Source organism: Shewanella goraebulensis (assembly GCF_030252245.1).
Classification (GTDB): Bacteria; Pseudomonadota; Gammaproteobacteria; order Enterobacterales; family Shewanellaceae; genus Shewanella; species Shewanella goraebulensis.
Genome location: NZ_CP126972.1, coordinates 3,577,430 through 3,593,596 on the forward strand (window position 1 = coordinate 3,577,430; position 16,167 = coordinate 3,593,596).

General features: G+C 39.5%; 15 protein-coding genes. 8 read left to right on the forward strand and 7 right to left on the reverse strand.

Features of this window, described 5'->3' with window-relative positions:
- Nucleotides 1–34: 34 nt before the first annotated feature.
- The 5 genes from QPX86_RS15180 to QPX86_RS15200 all read left to right on the forward strand — a co-directional run bounded on the left by QPX86_RS15180 (nucleotide 35) and on the right by QPX86_RS15200 (nucleotide 5,195).
- Nucleotides 35–889, forward strand: coding sequence for a DUF58 domain-containing protein (locus QPX86_RS15180; protein ID WP_220753105.1), 855 nt, complete (start codon nucleotides 35–37; stop codon nucleotides 887–889).
- Nucleotides 886–1,401 (forward strand): DUF4381 domain-containing protein, encoded by a 516-nt coding sequence (locus QPX86_RS15185; protein ID WP_285163120.1) that lies wholly within the window; start codon nucleotides 886–888, stop codon nucleotides 1,399–1,401. Before QPX86_RS15180 ends, QPX86_RS15185 begins: the two co-directional genes overlap by 4 nt.
- Nucleotides 1,398–2,393, forward strand: a complete 996-nt coding sequence (locus QPX86_RS15190; RefSeq protein WP_220753107.1) for a VWA domain-containing protein — start codon at nucleotides 1,398–1,400, stop codon at nucleotides 2,391–2,393. The genes QPX86_RS15185 and QPX86_RS15190 overlap by 4 nt, the downstream gene beginning before the upstream one ends.
- Nucleotides 2,386–3,930 carry a VWA domain-containing protein gene (locus QPX86_RS15195; RefSeq protein WP_285163121.1) on the forward strand — a complete coding sequence of 515 codons (1,545 nt, stop codon included), beginning with the start codon at nucleotides 2,386–2,388 and terminating at the stop codon, nucleotides 3,928–3,930. The genes QPX86_RS15190 and QPX86_RS15195 overlap by 8 nt, the downstream gene beginning before the upstream one ends.
- A 95-nt stretch (nucleotides 3,931–4,025) precedes the next feature.
- Nucleotides 4,026–5,195 carry a BatD family protein gene (locus tag QPX86_RS15200; RefSeq protein WP_285165180.1) on the forward strand — a complete coding sequence of 390 codons (1,170 nt, stop codon included), beginning with the start codon at nucleotides 4,026–4,028 and terminating at the stop codon, nucleotides 5,193–5,195.
- Nucleotides 5,196–5,708: 513 nt separating this feature from the next.
- Here QPX86_RS15200 and QPX86_RS15205 read toward each other — a convergent pair.
- A complete protein-coding gene (locus QPX86_RS15205) occupies nucleotides 5,709–6,050 on the reverse strand; it encodes a zinc ribbon domain-containing protein YjdM (RefSeq protein WP_220753110.1) in 342 nt (113 codons plus the stop codon).
- Between the two features lie 378 nt (nucleotides 6,051–6,428).
- Here QPX86_RS15205 and QPX86_RS15210 point away from each other — a divergent pair, with 378 nt between their 5' ends.
- A complete protein-coding gene (locus tag QPX86_RS15210) occupies nucleotides 6,429–9,164 on the forward strand; it encodes an EAL domain-containing protein (RefSeq protein WP_285163122.1) in 2,736 nt (911 codons plus the stop codon).
- Between the two features lie 174 nt (nucleotides 9,165–9,338).
- Here QPX86_RS15210 and QPX86_RS15215 read toward each other — a convergent pair whose 3' ends face one another.
- Together QPX86_RS15215 and QPX86_RS15220 are read right to left on the reverse strand one after the other, a co-directional pair.
- Nucleotides 9,339–10,388, reverse strand: a complete 1,050-nt coding sequence (locus tag QPX86_RS15215) for an alkene reductase (protein ID WP_220753134.1) — start codon at nucleotides 10,386–10,388, stop codon at nucleotides 9,339–9,341.
- A gap of 279 nt (nucleotides 10,389–10,667) precedes the next feature.
- Nucleotides 10,668–10,925 carry a TIGR02922 family protein gene (locus QPX86_RS15220; protein ID WP_220753112.1) on the reverse strand — a complete coding sequence of 86 codons (258 nt, stop codon included), beginning with the start codon at nucleotides 10,923–10,925 and terminating at the stop codon, nucleotides 10,668–10,670.
- A 262-nt stretch (nucleotides 10,926–11,187) separates the two neighbouring features.
- Between QPX86_RS15220 and QPX86_RS15225 the strand changes: the two genes are divergently transcribed.
- Entirely contained in the window at nucleotides 11,188–11,910 is a 723-nt protein-coding gene (locus QPX86_RS15225) for a YebC/PmpR family DNA-binding transcriptional regulator (protein ID WP_220753113.1), read from the forward strand.
- A 73-nt stretch (nucleotides 11,911–11,983) separates the two neighbouring features.
- On the opposite strand, the gene hpf is transcribed toward QPX86_RS15225, so the two are convergent.
- The 3 genes from hpf to parM all read right to left on the reverse strand — a co-directional run bounded on the left by hpf (nucleotide 11,984) and on the right by parM (nucleotide 15,058).
- Complete coding sequence (gene hpf, locus QPX86_RS15230) at nucleotides 11,984–12,340, reverse strand: ribosome hibernation-promoting factor, HPF/YfiA family (RefSeq protein WP_153913346.1); 357 nt, start codon at nucleotides 12,338–12,340, stop codon at nucleotides 11,984–11,986.
- A 780-nt stretch (nucleotides 12,341–13,120) separates the two neighbouring features.
- The gene (locus QPX86_RS15235; protein ID WP_285163123.1) at nucleotides 13,121–14,011 is read right to left on the reverse strand and encodes a hypothetical protein; all 891 of its coding nucleotides are present in this window, start codon (nucleotides 14,009–14,011) and stop codon (nucleotides 13,121–13,123) included.
- A gap of 12 nt (nucleotides 14,012–14,023) precedes the next feature.
- Entirely contained in the window at nucleotides 14,024–15,058 is a 1,035-nt protein-coding gene (gene parM / locus QPX86_RS15240; protein WP_285163124.1) for a plasmid segregation protein ParM domain-containing protein, read from the reverse strand.
- A 339-nt stretch (nucleotides 15,059–15,397) separates the two neighbouring features.
- Here parM and QPX86_RS15245 point away from each other — a divergent pair, with 339 nt between their 5' ends.
- Entirely contained in the window at nucleotides 15,398–15,631 is a 234-nt protein-coding gene (locus tag QPX86_RS15245; RefSeq protein ID WP_220753116.1) for a hypothetical protein, read from the forward strand.
- Nucleotides 15,632–15,673: 42 nt separating this feature from the next.
- Here the strand turns inward: QPX86_RS15245 and QPX86_RS15250 are convergent, their stop codons facing one another.
- Entirely contained in the window at nucleotides 15,674–16,159 is a 486-nt protein-coding gene (locus QPX86_RS15250) for a YajQ family cyclic di-GMP-binding protein (RefSeq protein ID WP_220753117.1), read from the reverse strand.
- Nucleotides 16,160–16,167: the final 8 nt, after the last annotated feature.

Genomic DNA, 16,167 nt, shown 5'->3' on the forward strand with positions numbered 1-16,167 from the left:
GCATTTGATTCTGTTACGCAGGATAGTAAAAAAAATGTCTTTGTGCACAACCTTCAAGCCCTCAGGCATATTAGCCGGGCGCAATCGTTCTAAATTGCGTGGTCAAGGACTCGATTTTGAAGAACTACGCTCATATCGCGCTGGCGATAGCCTGAAAGATATTGACTGGAAGGCCTCCTCTCGCAGTGACAAAAAATTGGTGCGGGTTTTTACAGAAGAAACAGACAGACCCGCGATAATTTTATGTGACCAGCGCTCAACGATGCTATTTGGCAGTCAGGTTTATACTAAATCTGTTATTGCAGCCGAAATTGCAGCACTTATGGCATGGCTACTATTGGAGCGAGGTGATCGTGTTGGTGGTTTAATCATTGAAGATCAACAAGTCAGAGTGCAAATGCCCAATCGAAGCTCTATCGGTATATTAAGCTACTTAAATCAACTAGCCACGGCTAACAAACAGCTAAAGAACTTTACTGCACCGCTAAAGCCTACTCCATCAATCACTAAACAGTTAACAGACGCTAGTGTGCTTTTGGGGCGCAGCGGAACATTAGTGGTAATCACAGACGGAGAGGGACTTACTACGACGGACGTTGCTTTTATAAAGCAGCTTGCCGTTAAACACAATATTATAATGCTGCTCGTCAATGATGAGCTTGAGCTAGATTACCGCCGTGCTGAAGGCTTGGCTATTTCAGATGGTAATCTACAGTATGAACTGACTAACAATGCTGTAGACGCTGATAAGTTTCAACAAGATAGTGCAAAGCGCATATGTGACTTACGCCAAGCACTGCGGGCAACGCAGCTACCTTTCGGCACATTAAACACCATTGAACCATCCCAAAAACAGTTGACGACTTTATTGATGGGCGGTAGAAAATGAGCTGGTTTTCAATCCCAAAGCCTGAAAACTTCGGTAATTATATGCTTACTGACTTTCAGCCCATGATAATGCCACACCCTGTGTCATTATTACCTCAAACGCCCGTAGCAAAAATGATTGTAATGCTATTTATTCTATTGAGCCTATATGCTATCTACCGTTGCTACCGTAATTGGAAATTAAATGCCTATCGACGTGATGCCCTCAAAGACCTAAAACGCTACCGAAAAACCAGTTACGAACTGATGATTGCCTCAATACCTTTAGTGTTAAAGCACACTGCAATACATGCATATCCAGATCAAGCGATCGCTAGCTTAATGGGGGACGATTGGGCAACATTTTTAAATCAGCAAGTTTGCAAAAATCAGTTTGATACACACTTAGCCAGCCAACTCATTAAAGTGAGTTTCCAATCAGAACGAGCTTGGAAGCACGATAAGGTAACCAATCAAGCCATACTCAACACTGCACTCTACTGGATTAAACATCATCAGCAGGCAAAAAAATGATCACTTTATTAAACCCCTACTGGTTATTCATATTACCTTTGCCTTTAGCTGTTTACTTTATGGCTCCTGCGTTTAAAGTAAGTGAGCGCGCCATACGAGTTCCCTTCTTTGCCCGTCTGTTAAGGCTTACAGGAAAGAAAGCCCACCAAGCTAGCCGAGTTATGCAGCCAATACGTATGCAAAAAATTGCGCTAGTGGTTACATGGGCAATCTTGGTGCTATGTTTAGCTCAACCAGCCATACTAGGGAAATCTTTCGAAATACAGAAAACAGCGCGTGATCTGATGGTCGCTGTCGACTTATCTAAATCAATGAACACCGCAGATTTCCCAAGTGAAAATGCTTCAAAAATTAAACGCTGGGATGCTCTAGAAAGTCTGCTAACTAAATTTTCTGCTCAGCGAAAAGGCGATCGACTAGGGCTAATCGCTTTCGGTTCTGGTGCTTACGTCCAGGTGCCGTTCACCGCAGATATTGCGACATGGCAATTGATGTTAACTGGATTAACTACTGACATTGCTGGCCCAGCAACGGCAATTGGAGATGCTATTGGGCTTAGCTTACGTGCATTCGACAAATCAACATCGAAACAAAAAGTACTATTACTGGTCACTGATGGCGCAGATACCGCCAGTAGCTTACCGCCGATAGAAGCCGCTAAAGTTGCCAAAGCTAAAGGGGTACAGATTTATACCATCGCAATAGGCGACCCTAAAACGCAAGCCAAAGATGAAAGAGTCGATATAAAAACGCTCCAATTGGTCTCTAGCTTAACCGGCGGTCATTCATTTATAGCTGCGAGTAAAGGCGCATTAGAGCAAGTATTAGATGAAGTTAATCAAATTGCTCCAAGCCAATTTAGTAGTCAAACCTACCAACCAACAACATTACTCTATCCGAACTTACTAATAGGGTTAGTATCATTCTACTTTTGTATGTGGACAGTGTTGTCGGTGCTAGAAGTTAAACAGAGGAGGCACAGGCATGTTTGATTCAATCGGTACTGACTTTCACTTTCTTTCGCCACAGTTTCTTTGGCTGTTAATGCCTATAGCAGCACTAGTTATCTATCGCGTCGCAAGAGATCGCCTTAAGAACAAAGCTTTCAGTAGCACTGCGATCGCTCCTCATTTAATGGCGTTACTGATTACAAAAAGTAATAGTACTAAAAACACTGGGCCATTATTAGCGGTCACAATGATATTAGTTCTTATCGTCATTGCGTTAGCACAACCTGTTTGGCAGCATAAAAACGCCGAAACTGATCATACTTCACCGCTTATTATCGTGATGGATCAATCGCTATCGATGAAGCAAAAAGATGTTTCACCGAATCGTAACTTACGAGCTCAGTTTTTGATTAACCGACTGTTGACCCATGGGGTTAATCGCCCTATTAGCATTGTAGCGGTTAGCGGTAGCACACATATTTTATTACCCCCAACTAACGATGTAGAGTTGGCCTCACTGTATCTATCATATTTAAGCCCTGAATTGATGCCTACTGAAGGTGGAGATGCCGCACAACTGGCGAAACGAATAAAATCAACTCCTTCTTTGAACAAGCAAGGCACTGGGTTGGTATTAGTGACAGACGGGTTACAAACAGGAGTGAGTTATCTAAAGAAACTATTGGCCGACAATCACATTAGCAGCGTAGCTTTGGCATTTACCGAAATGGGTAAACAAACTGCAGACGAACTAGGCATCCCTGTCATTCAAGCAGATCGACTGCTAAGTAATAGCATGGCTTTAATCAATGCCGTTGCTAACATGCCACTGCAAGCCAATAGTGATGATAACAACTGGCAGGATGAATCTTTCTATTTTCTGTTAGCCACGGCCTCATTAATACTGTTGTGGTTTAGAAAAGGTTGGACCCTTAATTGGAGTTTTATGTTATTTTTCTGCCTATTGACTCCCGTTCAACATGCCAAAGCCTCTCCAATAGATTGGCTATTAACCAAAGATCAGCAAGCTATGATCTATGTCTATAATGGCAATTATCAACAAGCTAAGGCCCTTTTTGACGATACTCATTGGAAAGCAATGTCATGCTATTACACTGAGGATTTTAAATGTGCGCAAAATGAGTTTTCTAAAATTGGCGATGTTGACTCCATTTTTAACATGGCTGACGCAGCATCCCAAGACGGCCGGTACAAAACAGCTCGAGAACTCTATAAAGGGCTCCTCACCTTACAACCTAAATACCCTGGAGCGCAGCATAACTTAGCTATTATTGAGGAGATAATTAGCAAAATAAACGGTTTAAGCGAATCATATCAGAGCACTAATCCGCCCTCTAAAAATGGCAAGCCACCTCCTAAGGATGCCAATGAGATCGCCGATGGTAGCAAGAAAAAAGTCATAGGAGAATTGCCAAAACCCACCTTAAAAGCCACTGACATTCTAAAAAGTAGCGCCGCGACAGAGCAATGGCTTCGGGATATAAGCCGAGACCCGCGTCAGTTTATTCGGCTCAAATTTTTATCGGAATTCAATCGAGATAACGAGGGCGTGCAATGAATATTTCACCATTATATCAATACTTTATAAAAGTTACTTCGAACAAGCAGGGGCATTACAGGGACAGATTATCTTACTGCTTAGCAGTGATCTTGATGCTACTTTTCGTATCTAACGTCGCTTTGGCTGCTGAGACTCCAATAGATAAAGAGAAGGCATTAGTAGTAAAACTTAGTGTTGATAACAGCAAGGTTGCACCAGGACAACAAGTGAATGTTAATTTACTAATTGCCACACCAAGTTACTTTGTCGATAGCGCTGAATTTAACTTACCTGTGGTTGATAACGCCTTAGTGGTTAATGAATCAACCTATCGCGCAAGTGGTAGTACGATGATCGACGGAAAAAGATATAGCAGCCAGCGGTGGAGTTTTCAAATCTATCCCAATCAGCCTGGTGTTTATTCAATTCCACCGATGCGAGTTACAGCATTTGTAGCCGATGATGAAGGTAAGCCTGTTGCTGTTACAAAGAAAATTCAGGGGGTTGTATTAGTGGCGATGCAACCTTCGGCAATGGGAAATAGCAAGCATTACTTGGTTTCAAACGATGTGAAAATTAGTGATGACTGGTCTATTTCAAATAGTGACATAAAGTTTAATGATTATGATTCAACCAATAATAAAATACAGCTAGGCGCAGGTGATATTATTGAAAGAACACTACAGATAAAAGCCAGTAAAACCTCACGGTTAACCATACCCTCCACCCAGTTCATTGTGCCTGAAGGAGTTAGCCTTATGCTTTCAGAACCTGAGCTAGAGTCTCATTATAATAGAGGCAATAGTTACGCGACTATTTCACAGCATATTAGCTACTCTATTGACGAACCGGGACAATATAATCTAGGCGGTGAAACGATAACCTGGTGGGATCCAGTAAAAAAAATCATACAGCAACAATTACTTGTTGGCAAGCAGATCGATGCTGGAGGGATCCCTTGGCAAAGCATTTGGCTAATTGTAGCTGGGGCTATGTTAGTGGTAATCATCTTGTTCTTGTATAAATATTGGCAGCCTACACTCTACAGTTATAAACAACATCTACTAACAATGCTCAACGGCAGCAGAGCCAAACAAATCTCGCTGTATTATCAAAAGCTAGATAGCAACGCCAAACAGCCACAGGCTCAGTTATGTGCTCTCAATGGTAAGCCATTTGAAACAGCCAATGAGATGTTAAAAGCCCTATATGGCAACGTAAAGCCTTGGCCTAATCTAAGTCGCCGGATTAGACTCTATTGCCAATGTAGTAAAAGAAAGTAGAAATATTCCCTATAATTTATGCAATGAAACATAAACGTTTTACTGGAGTGACCATTTATTACACATTTAAAATGTAACTATAAACACTCATTTCTAATTTAAGCCCCAGACTCAAGTACTAATTACAAAAAACGCGGCTAATATAGCTGCGTTTTTATCATTCAAGTTTCGAAACTAGTCACCGAAATCAATCCAGTAGAATGTTTTTAGGCTCAGTAATAGTGGTCAACTAATATTGTAAATGGTAGCTATCTGAAGGAAATGACTGGACAGTTGAACTTTTATGTTGCTGAGTATCTTCCGGCGAATCGTCTACGATAATTAGAAAAGGGCTAGCAACAATACTAAGACCTTTTGTTTGCCTAATATTCATGATGATATAAGATTCTATATCATCGATTCCATAAAGCTTAGCAGTCTAACTTTACAGGGGCGGCGGAACTTGAACCCGCGTCCATGTTTTTCGTATAAAAAAACCTGCACTAGGCAGGTTTTATATAAGATGAAATCGATTTAGTTCTGCTTTCTTACAAATTTTGATTTCAACATCATTTGGCCGTGACCATCAACTTTACAATCGATGTCGTGGTCAGCATCTACAAAACGTTTGATGACTGCTTTAGTGCCCACTTTAAGCACTAATGAAGAACCTTTTACTTTAAGGTCTTTGATTAGAGTTACTTTGTCTTCTTCAGCCAGTAAGTTGCCTACTGCATCTTTTAAGATAATGGCATCTGGATCAACGATTTCTTCGTTTGGGTTCCATTCATGAGCACATTCAGGGCAAATAAGTTGTGAACCATCTTCGTATACGTAGGCAGATTCACATTTAGGACATGGTGGGATAGCGCTCATGATATTTTCTCTTTAATTTGAAAGACTTTCTGCTGATTTTGTACAATAACATTGCCAATTAACAGAAATAGATGGTTTACATTATACGTAACATCTTAAATATCGGCTAGCAACTGAATGCTGCTCGCATCACAGTTCAGTGATTGAATATGACTTAAAGCCATATTAAGCGCTTACTCAATATCCTTTCTAGCGCTCATTAAGTTCGCTCACTTTCTATTAATGAGATGATAAATTTTCTCTATCGCCCTGTTGACCTTGCCTAAAATTCAGCTCATATTGATACATAATTGTTAATAATTACATCAACTTCGCGGGCGAATACAAGCTCAACTTTTATTGTATTCGGGTTAATTCGACTATGAGTAAGGTCTTTCATTGAGTTTAGTAGCTCATTATTTACATAAATGGAAATTAAGGCTGGGTATCCTGTTAGCCTTATTGTGTTTATGGCCGCTTCAAACTTGGCTTGTGTCCTACCTTGCAACAAGCGCACTAACGCCTTACGAGATCAATTTATCGCTTCCCCTTTCAGACAAGCTCAATCAAGAATACGGTTTAACACCAACAAGTCATGTTGCAAACGTTTTTGTGAGTGGCAGTTTTTCTGACTGGCACAGTGACGATCCCTTTTATCGGATGCAGCCTTCTGGTAAAAACCAGTGGCACTATCAACTCCCATTACACCCTGGAGATATTGAATATAAATTGGTGCTAGAGATAGAAGGACAAACTGATGCGATTTGGATTTTAGACCCCAATAACCCTAATACAGCCGTGAACCCTTGGGGGGATAAAAACTCTCTTATTGAAATAGCTGACTGGCCAAAGATTGCTGTGATTAGTCGACTGTTAACGCTGGCAGTTATAGGCGCATTTTTATTGTATTGCTTGTTAGAGCCATTGTTGTACTGGTTACTGCATTTAAAGATGCCTCTTTACCGCAAATTGATGCTGTCGAATGTGCTGATTTTAATCTGTATCCAAATCATCTTCTTCAGCTACCAATTACATCAAAACAGACAGCTCATTAAACTCAGCATCAGTGATACATTACATAATATGCACTTGGTATTAGCCAGTAACCATATTGATTTTAATGACTTAAATAACCAAAAGCAGCAAATAGACAATGCTATTGATCAATTTTTTGCACAAGCAACGACTCGAATTGATAAAAAGCAAACCAGCCTATTTCAAATTACTTTATCTGACTTTGCCGTATTAGATAAAAATGGCGAGTTAATTTCACTGCATCACCGCCAGCAAAATCAATCAATTCAGTTACACCGAGCACAAAAGCTTGGATTTAATAACACTCATGATTACTTCATCAAAGGCATGTGGGCCAACCTCATTCCCGAAGCAAAAGAAAACGCCCTTAACGGACAGTTAGTCACCGCCAAACGTCCTGCAGGAATACGCCATGTTGAAACTAATAAGACACGCCAAAGTGAATGGGTATTGGGTTTTAGCCAAGTGATGCAACCGATTATGTCCCGTGGTCAGCTGCAAGGGTTTTACGGTGGTTCTATGCAAGTTAAGCTTTACGGTGCAGAGCTTCTAAACACCTTATTATTTCAGCTATTGTTACTGTCTGGCGTGCTTAGTTTAGCCAGTTGGTTATTGATGAGTGTTGGGAAGATCGTTACTGCGGATATTCTTACCTTAACCAATTGGACTCAAAAAATAGTCAAAGGCGACCTAACCCAGAAGCTCAACCTCAATAGCCAAGATGAAATCCAACAGCTTGGTGATAATTTTGAAATCATGCGACAGTCGTTGGCAGATAGTTTTCATAAAATTGAGCAGCAAAACAGTAACCTCTTTAATGAGGCTTATTTCAATAATCTCACCGGCTTACCTAACCGGAAAAAACTCTATGCAGATCTCAAGCAGTATCAAGCCAGCTCATTGTTAGTTTTCAGCATTACTGATTTTGACGAAATTAATGATTTTTATGGTGTAAAAACCGGTGATGCTATTATTCAAAAGGTGGCTAGTAGTCTCGAAATGAATGCAGTTCCACACAGTTTATATAAAACTGGGGCTGATGAATTTGTGGTTTTGGTTGTCAGCAAGTTTAATGATCAACAGCTACAAGACTTAGCCGAGCAGTTAATCGAGCATGTTACCCATCAAGCGATTGTGATTGATGAAAACGAACTCTACATTACCTTAAGCGCTGGAGGTGCCCATTGTATCAACGAGCTGTATTCTCAGTTACACCAACATGCTGACTTAGCCAGACGTATTGCAAGGCGACATTACCAACACTACCGTTTATTTACAGCTGACATGTCTAACCCTCAGGCTTTTGAAGCTAATATGCATCAAAGTCGTTTATTGGTTTCAGCAGTACAAAATAACCTAGTAACCCCTTATGTGCAGCTAATCAAACCACTTTCAAAAAATGACACCCCTAAAAGTGAAAACCATGTAATAAGTGCCAACCCCAAATTCGAATGTTTAATGCGTATTTGCTTAGCTAATGGCAAAGTGCTGACACCAGCTCAGTTTATGCAGACAGCAGTGCGTTCGCGTCTTTACCCTAGGATGATGAAAGTAATGCTCGAGAAGTCATTTTCATTATTTAACTCAACACCTTATGAGTTTTCAGTCAATATATCTCTTGAAGATATTGCTGATCCAGAACGGATAGCAACATTAGTTACGCTCCTAAAAAGCTACCCTGAAACAGCCACAAGATTGACCTTTGAACTGCTAGAAAGTGAAGAAATCACCAATTACGATTTAGTCCACGATTTTATCAGCAAGGTAAAACCCTATGGCTGTAAAATTGCCATCGATGACTTTGGCGCAGGTTACTCTAATTTTGTGCATTTAATGAGATTAGACATCGATATTATTAAAATAGATGGCTCACTTATTCGCTATTTAGATAAAGATGAAAAAGCTCAGTATTTAGTTGCGACTGTGACAGATTTTGCTAAAAAAATGGGTATTGAAACCGTTGCGGAATTTGTAGATTCAGAGCAAGTTCTTGAGCAAGTAAAACAATATAAGATTGATTATGCCCAAGGCTTTTTACTAGGTAAGCCTGCACCTTCCATAGAAGCGGCATTGGCGTCTCAAGATACAGAGACATCTTAGACGTTCGATGTTTATGTACTTGTAGCTATACCCCTCTTGTTTTACATCCCCCATACATTTACACATAATAAAGGCCACGATATTTCGTGGCCTTTATTTTTAAGCAATTCGTAAATTAGTTTTTGAATAAGCAACTAAGCAACTTTAGACTCAGTAGCTTAAAACTAGAAATGATTAAACTAACTCAGCGAGCATAGCGTCATCATAAGCAGTTAATTCACGCCCATCACGAACTTTAGCGACGTAATCTGGATTAGCAATAAAAGCGCGTCCAATTGCCAATAAATCAAATTGATTATTATCAATTGCATCGCTACCCGTTTGGGCGGTGTAACTTCCCACACCAACAATCGTTTGATTATATTGCTGACGTAAATAACTTGAGGCTTGGCCACCTAAATAATCAAATTCCATAGCATCATCAAATATCCCTAAGTGAATAAATGCTAAATTGCGCGGTTCTAGTTGCTTTAATAAGCTATCAAATACTGCGCGGTCACGGTTGTCTGGTTTCATATTAAAATAGGCGCCCGGAGATAAACGAATCGCTGTTCTATCACTACCAATTTTCTCGATAATCGCATCGATAACTTCAACAGCAAAACGTGTCATATTTTCTGGGGTTTCGCCGTACTCATCGCTGCGGTTATTACATGAATAATGTAAGAACTGATCGATTAGGTAGCCATTTGCACCATGGATTTCAACTCCATCAAAACCCGCTTCTATTGCATTGTCAGCTGCAGAGGCATAGTCAGCTACTAGCGAAGCGATATCTTCAATTGTCGCTGCTTTAGGTTGCTGATATGTCAAATCTCTATTACGTGGAATAGTGCCTTCAATTCCTATATTTGATGCTGATAACACTTCACCGTTTTCTTCACCGAAAAAGAACGGGTGAGCAACGCGGCCCGTATGCCATAGCTGGGCAAAAATCTTCCCGCCTTTTTCGTGTACAGCTTGAGTCACTAGTTTCCAGCCGTCTATTTGCGCTTGAGTATAAAGACCCGGTGTATTGACGTAACCTTGGCCGTCAGGACGAATAATGGTGGCTTCACTAATGATTAAACCAGCATCTGCGCGGCGAGCATAGTAGTCAGCCATCGTTTGAGTGGGGACTAAATCATCGTCAGCCATACAACGTGTGAGTGGCGCCATTAAGATTTTATTATTTAGAGTTAGTGTGTCATTAAGTTTATAAGGGGTAAATAACGTGGCAGGCATTGGCATAGTACTTCCTTGAAATAGCGATTCGCTGTTATTTAAAAACTTAAGCTGAGCGTATAATTTAGCTTAAGTTTGTCATTGTTAATGTAATAGATGGGGTCGAATAATCCATATTCAATAAAAAACAAAAAAGCGACTCACAAGTAGTCGCCTTATTTTTACTCAGCAGTTATTTACTGTATAGATAGTTACTGTATATATAGTTACTGTATAGATAGTTACTAGGCAGTATTAACTTAGTCACTAGGTACGTTGTAAATAAAAAATAGTGCTACATTAGACTAAATTTTTTTGAGCATACACACGCTCACCTAATGAGTTAAGAATTTTACATTCACCATCAAGTACAGCAATGATTGATTTCCCCACCCTAAACTCATTGGGAAGCATTACCCTTCCCGTCTCGCTCACATCTAAACCTGTTAGTACTATATTTTTCATTAACAGGCCTACTGGCGCTTCATAAAATAATACTGTTACCGTCGCTTTATTATCTTCATTGGTGCTGGCGGGTTCTTGACTCTCTTTTGTCATATTTTCACTCTCTTACCGATGCTAACTACATGCTTACGATATGGTTTTTATAACTCTCGTATCAGTCTAGACGAATATTGAAACTTATACCTCATTCTGGCAATCAATATCTTACACAAATTTAACAGCATCTATGGTAAATTAAACTCACTAATCCTCTATCGGCTGATCTGCATCAACTGCAGTGCCTATATAGACTAAACAGCTGCGATTATTTTTGTTAGAATCAGCGGCAATTTTCGACATTAAAAACGAGATCAAGATGGGAAGAGCATACCAAAACCGCAAAGAATCTATGGCAAAAACTGCCGGCCAAAAGACGCGTATTTACTCGCGCTACGGTAAAGAAATATACGTTTGTGCCAAAAATGGTGGTGTTGATCCTGATGGTAACTTAGCGCTTCGTAGCTTAATTACCCGCGCCAAAAAAGACCAAGTACCGACTCACGTTATTGAACGTGCCATTGAAAAAGCCAGAGGTGGTGGTGGCGAAGATTACGACACTGCTCGTTATGAAGGTTTTGGTCCTGGTGGCTGTTCTGTCATCGTTGATTGCTTAACTGACAACGTTAAACGTACCTTTACTGAAGTGCGTCAAGCATTCGTTAAAAACGACGCTAAATTAGGCGGTCCGGGGACTGTTGCGCATAGCTTTGATCATCAAGCAGTATTTGTATTTGCTGGTGAAGACGATGAAGCCATTTTAGAATTATTGATGATGGCTGATGTTGATGTTACTGACGTAGAACTAGAAGACGGTATGATCAGCGTATTCGCACCAATTACAGAATTTAACAAGGTCCGTGTCGCATTAACTGACGATAATGCTGATATCAACTTTGAAGTTGAGCACATCACCTTTGTGCCACAAGCAATGACTGAAGTGACAGGTGAAGATGTTGAAACCTTCGACAAGTTCATTAATGCTCTAGAAGATTGTGACGATGTACAAAACGTTTATCACAATGCTGAAATCAACGATTAATTCGTTTATTTACGGCAATAAAAAACGCAGTCAATTGACTGCGTTTTTTTATACGTTAATTAACGTAACTCGCTTACTTTAAATCCATTTCTTGAACTTTTTCATGAGCGATTTCAGGCGTTGTTACTTTTGGCTTATTGTGCAAATCAGCTTTAAGTTGTCCTTTACGATGCTTTAGTGCTGCATCGAGTTTTTTGCCTGCACTTGAAAGTGCTGGATACATAACAGGGTCTGAGGCTTTTGCGGCTATACGACTTCCTTCATAATTTGTCGTGATTTCAACTTCAAATTCGCCGTGTTCTTTTGAGATGATAATATCGAGCGATATTAACGTAGGGAAATGGCTGGCAATTTTAGTGAACTTTGCGCTAACGTCTTCTTTTACAGTATCTGTAACATCAACATGGTGACCTGAAAGATTTATTTTCATAGATAACTTATCCTTTAATAATATAGCCTTGCTATATACTTCACTTTCTAGCAGATATTTATTCTTACATAAGTAGATTTTGGGGCGTTTGTTCTAGATCACAAGGGTAGTTGTATAAATTATTGTTAACTTTACAAACAAACTATCTGCTTTTCATACGTATGTCATTTACGTGCTTTACAGCTTTAGTATAGACATAAAACTCCAACAAAATCTGCAACTTTTGTCGTCTTTACTGTGAAATTGTATTTATTGTCATTTTTCAAACAATTAAGCCCATATTTCGTTTATTTTTCATCCTGTTGATTCTCTATTTTATTCGTTGTCCTATTAAATAATCTCAATTCGGGATAATAAATGCATATCAGACTGCTATTTTCACCGTTAACAGTGTTGAGATTACTTGCAATAGAACCGCTATTGACGCGTAAATTAGCCTTGTTATCAGTGCAACGCTCTTTTTTTAATGTAGGCGTTTGAATATTAGCTATTTAAATTTATTCGCTCATATCTTAACTCTGGCTGAGGTTAAAAAATAATAAAAGCAATCATCAGAGCAACAAAGCTGTACAAATATCAATCAAAGCAGCTCTCTCTGCTAGGTCATCAATACCCATTTTTAATCAAAAGTTAACGGCTTTTATCTCTTTAAAGCCAAAAAAGCCCAAGTTTAACTTGGGCTTTTTTGAATACTCACGTTAACTATCCGTTCAAATTACCGCATCTAGTTAATAGTCTTGGTTGCTGGATGTGATTACTGGATGTGGTTACTGATTCAAACTACCAAAGCCCTTTAGCTTTAATTTTACTGGCACGTTGAAGTTGGGTATTAAGTTGTTTTACTTGTGATTGGTCTGCCCCCGGCTCTTCACCTGACAAGGCCTGATAACCATTAGCCAAGTTTTGACTCATTTGATCAGATAAACTGTTCATTTGCTTTTTAACGCTATTAAATGCCGACAATAAGCTTTGTTGGTTAGCACTAATGGCGTTAAGTAATTCAACATTGTGATCATCTAGTCTTGTTTCAATTGCCGCTAAACTCGATTCGAAAGAGCTAATATCAGGAGAGCCAGCAACAGATGAGTCTGTGATAAGTGAATGAGCAGCTGATTGTACTTTTAGCTCTGCCAGAAGTTGCTCATTTTGAGCCTGAAATTGACTCAACTGGGCTGAAAACTGACTAGTAAGAAGCTCACTTAACTGCTCGATTAAATGCCCATGCTTCGCTTCAGTTTCAATCTTTGCTTTTGCATCTATATCAGCTTGCTCTTGCTGCCTAGTTTGTTGCTGCTTTGCGAGCATTTTTTCAAACTTCAGCCATTGGCTATCATCAAGTACCGCTATAGCAGGAGCCTCAACAATAGACATTTGAGTTCCGCAAGTTAACTCATCATCGAACGATGATATTTGCTGAGTAATTCGCTTTGCATTAACACCATTTGGGCGATATTGCTCACTGACAAGTTTTGGTAACTCTGGCGACAACTGATGCAAATACAAACCAGACAAATAAATGTCACGATGAAAAATGCTGCGCCTTTGCTGGGCGATATCTTTTTCATCGCTGCGTTCTTTCTCACTGACTTGCCAAGCACGCAGATTCTCTATGGCGTAACCATGCTGTTCATGAAGTTCTGGCGCTAAATTAAAAGTACATTGGATACGCATACACTTTACCTATTAAGCAGCTGCAGAGTCATCAGCATTTACGTCATCACTTTCAGCAGCGTGATAACAACAAATCTCACGCGATAAAGCTTCTTGAGGTTTTGCAAGCAACACTATTTTTTCGCCAAGGCTTGGGTATGCTTCATGCACAGCAGCTTCGATTAGTGTTGCTCCACCGCCAACTAAATAAACACGGTTAGGGTTACGCATAAAGGTTTTCGCTTCATAGGCAATGGCATTGCCTAGCTCTTCGATTTTATGCTCGATACGCTCAAGTACCCAATCCACTTTGGTTAAGTCGTTAATCACTTCACACGCAAACTCACGGTTATGACGATTCTTAATCAATTCGTTCGCCACAAGGTAACTTGCATCGCTGTCAGCTGCCGCTAAGGCTTTTCTGGCCGCATCAGTTACCATAGACACACCTATCGTTGCATTACCGTATACGCTTGATACATCATCGAACTCACCAACAATCACCCCCATATCGAGAGTCGTTCCACCAACATCAATAACTAATGATTTAGTAAAGGCATTAATGCCCGAATCCACTAATGTGGTTAATACTGCTGGTAGACTTTCTGGCAAGACTTCTACATCTACAATGTCAAATAAGTCGCCTTTGTTGAGCGAGATTTCACGCAATAAGTTAGCCTTCTTACGCTCAATGTTAGCTTCGTTCTTTTGGCAATCGTCTGCGTTGTAATATTCAGTAATGGGTAAGGTTACTAAAATACTAACGGGGCAAGGTTTGATGCCTGTTTGTAATAGCGCGTGATGCACTGAAAGTAGATTTAAATCATCATACTGATATGCGACGTGAGTAGTGGATAAGGCTCTGTCAGATGTGGCATCAAAAGTGTATTTTGTTGAGCCAATTTGGTAGTTAAAAATCTTCTTTCCATTGAGTAATGCTGCACTCTTCCAATCTTTACGAAAAGAATTTGGCGAAGTGACACAATGCACCTTTTCGTCTTTTATCCAGCTAATTTTAACATTGGTAGAACCATCATCGATGGCGAATTTCATTTTTGCAGTAGTCATATCTCAGATCTTAACGTCGCAATTTAAAAGTATGCAGCATCAAGGCGACAGTAAGTGGTAACAACTGAAATGAAAAGCCAATTAAATTTTAGTGAAACTCGAATAGCTGACCGATTATTAAATTTAGAAAATGGTGAATCTGATACAAAGATGGCAATTAAGGTTGTTAAAGATAATGGCTAAAATCACTAATGAGTGAGCACAATGAATATTAACTATAATTTCTAACTATACATATACATGCCACAGAAAACATAAAGCAATATTAATCATAACCTTGCATTATTGGCTATATTTTTGCTTATATTGCAGTTCTATTGGAAATCATAAGGGATAAATATGGATATCAGTAATATTGTCATCGTCGCTATAGTTTTTTTCGCCATCTTTGGGGCAGACTTTTTCAAATATCGTTTACGGATGAAACAACTTGAAGCCAAAATAGATAGCAGTGATAAGATGAAATTGGTAGATGAAGTCAAAAGTATGAAACATCGTTTAGTGATTTTGGAAAAAATTGTGACTGATAAAGGTTATGAATTAAATGAAGAAATTAATAAACTGAAAGATTAAGCTACAAGCTAAAGGCTGCCCGATTGGCAGCCCTTCGATACATCAATCTCTAAAGTTATTAAACTGAAAAGGCTGGCCCAATTCAGACTCTTTTGCCAAGCGCATGACTGCTTGTAAATCATCACGCTTCTTACCGGTAACCCGCACAGAGTCGCCTTGAATAGATGACTGCACTTTTAACTTGCTGTCTTTAATCTGTTTAACCAACTTTTTAGCAATCAGGGTATCGATACCTTGTTTGAAGTTCACTTTCAAACTGAAGGTTTTACCACTATGCACTGACTTTTCGTCAACATCCATTGCTGATGGTTCAACATTACGTTTACTTAACTGAATGCGTAAGATATCCACTAACTGACGACATTGAAAATCATCCTCAGCTTTTAAGGTCACTGTATGATCTTTATGTTCAATCTCAGCTTCTTTACCACGAAAGTCGAAACGACCTGCAAGTTCTCGGCGTGAATTCTCAACAGCATTACGTAATTCAACTTCATCGACTTCTGAAACGATGTCCATTGATGGCATAGTTATTC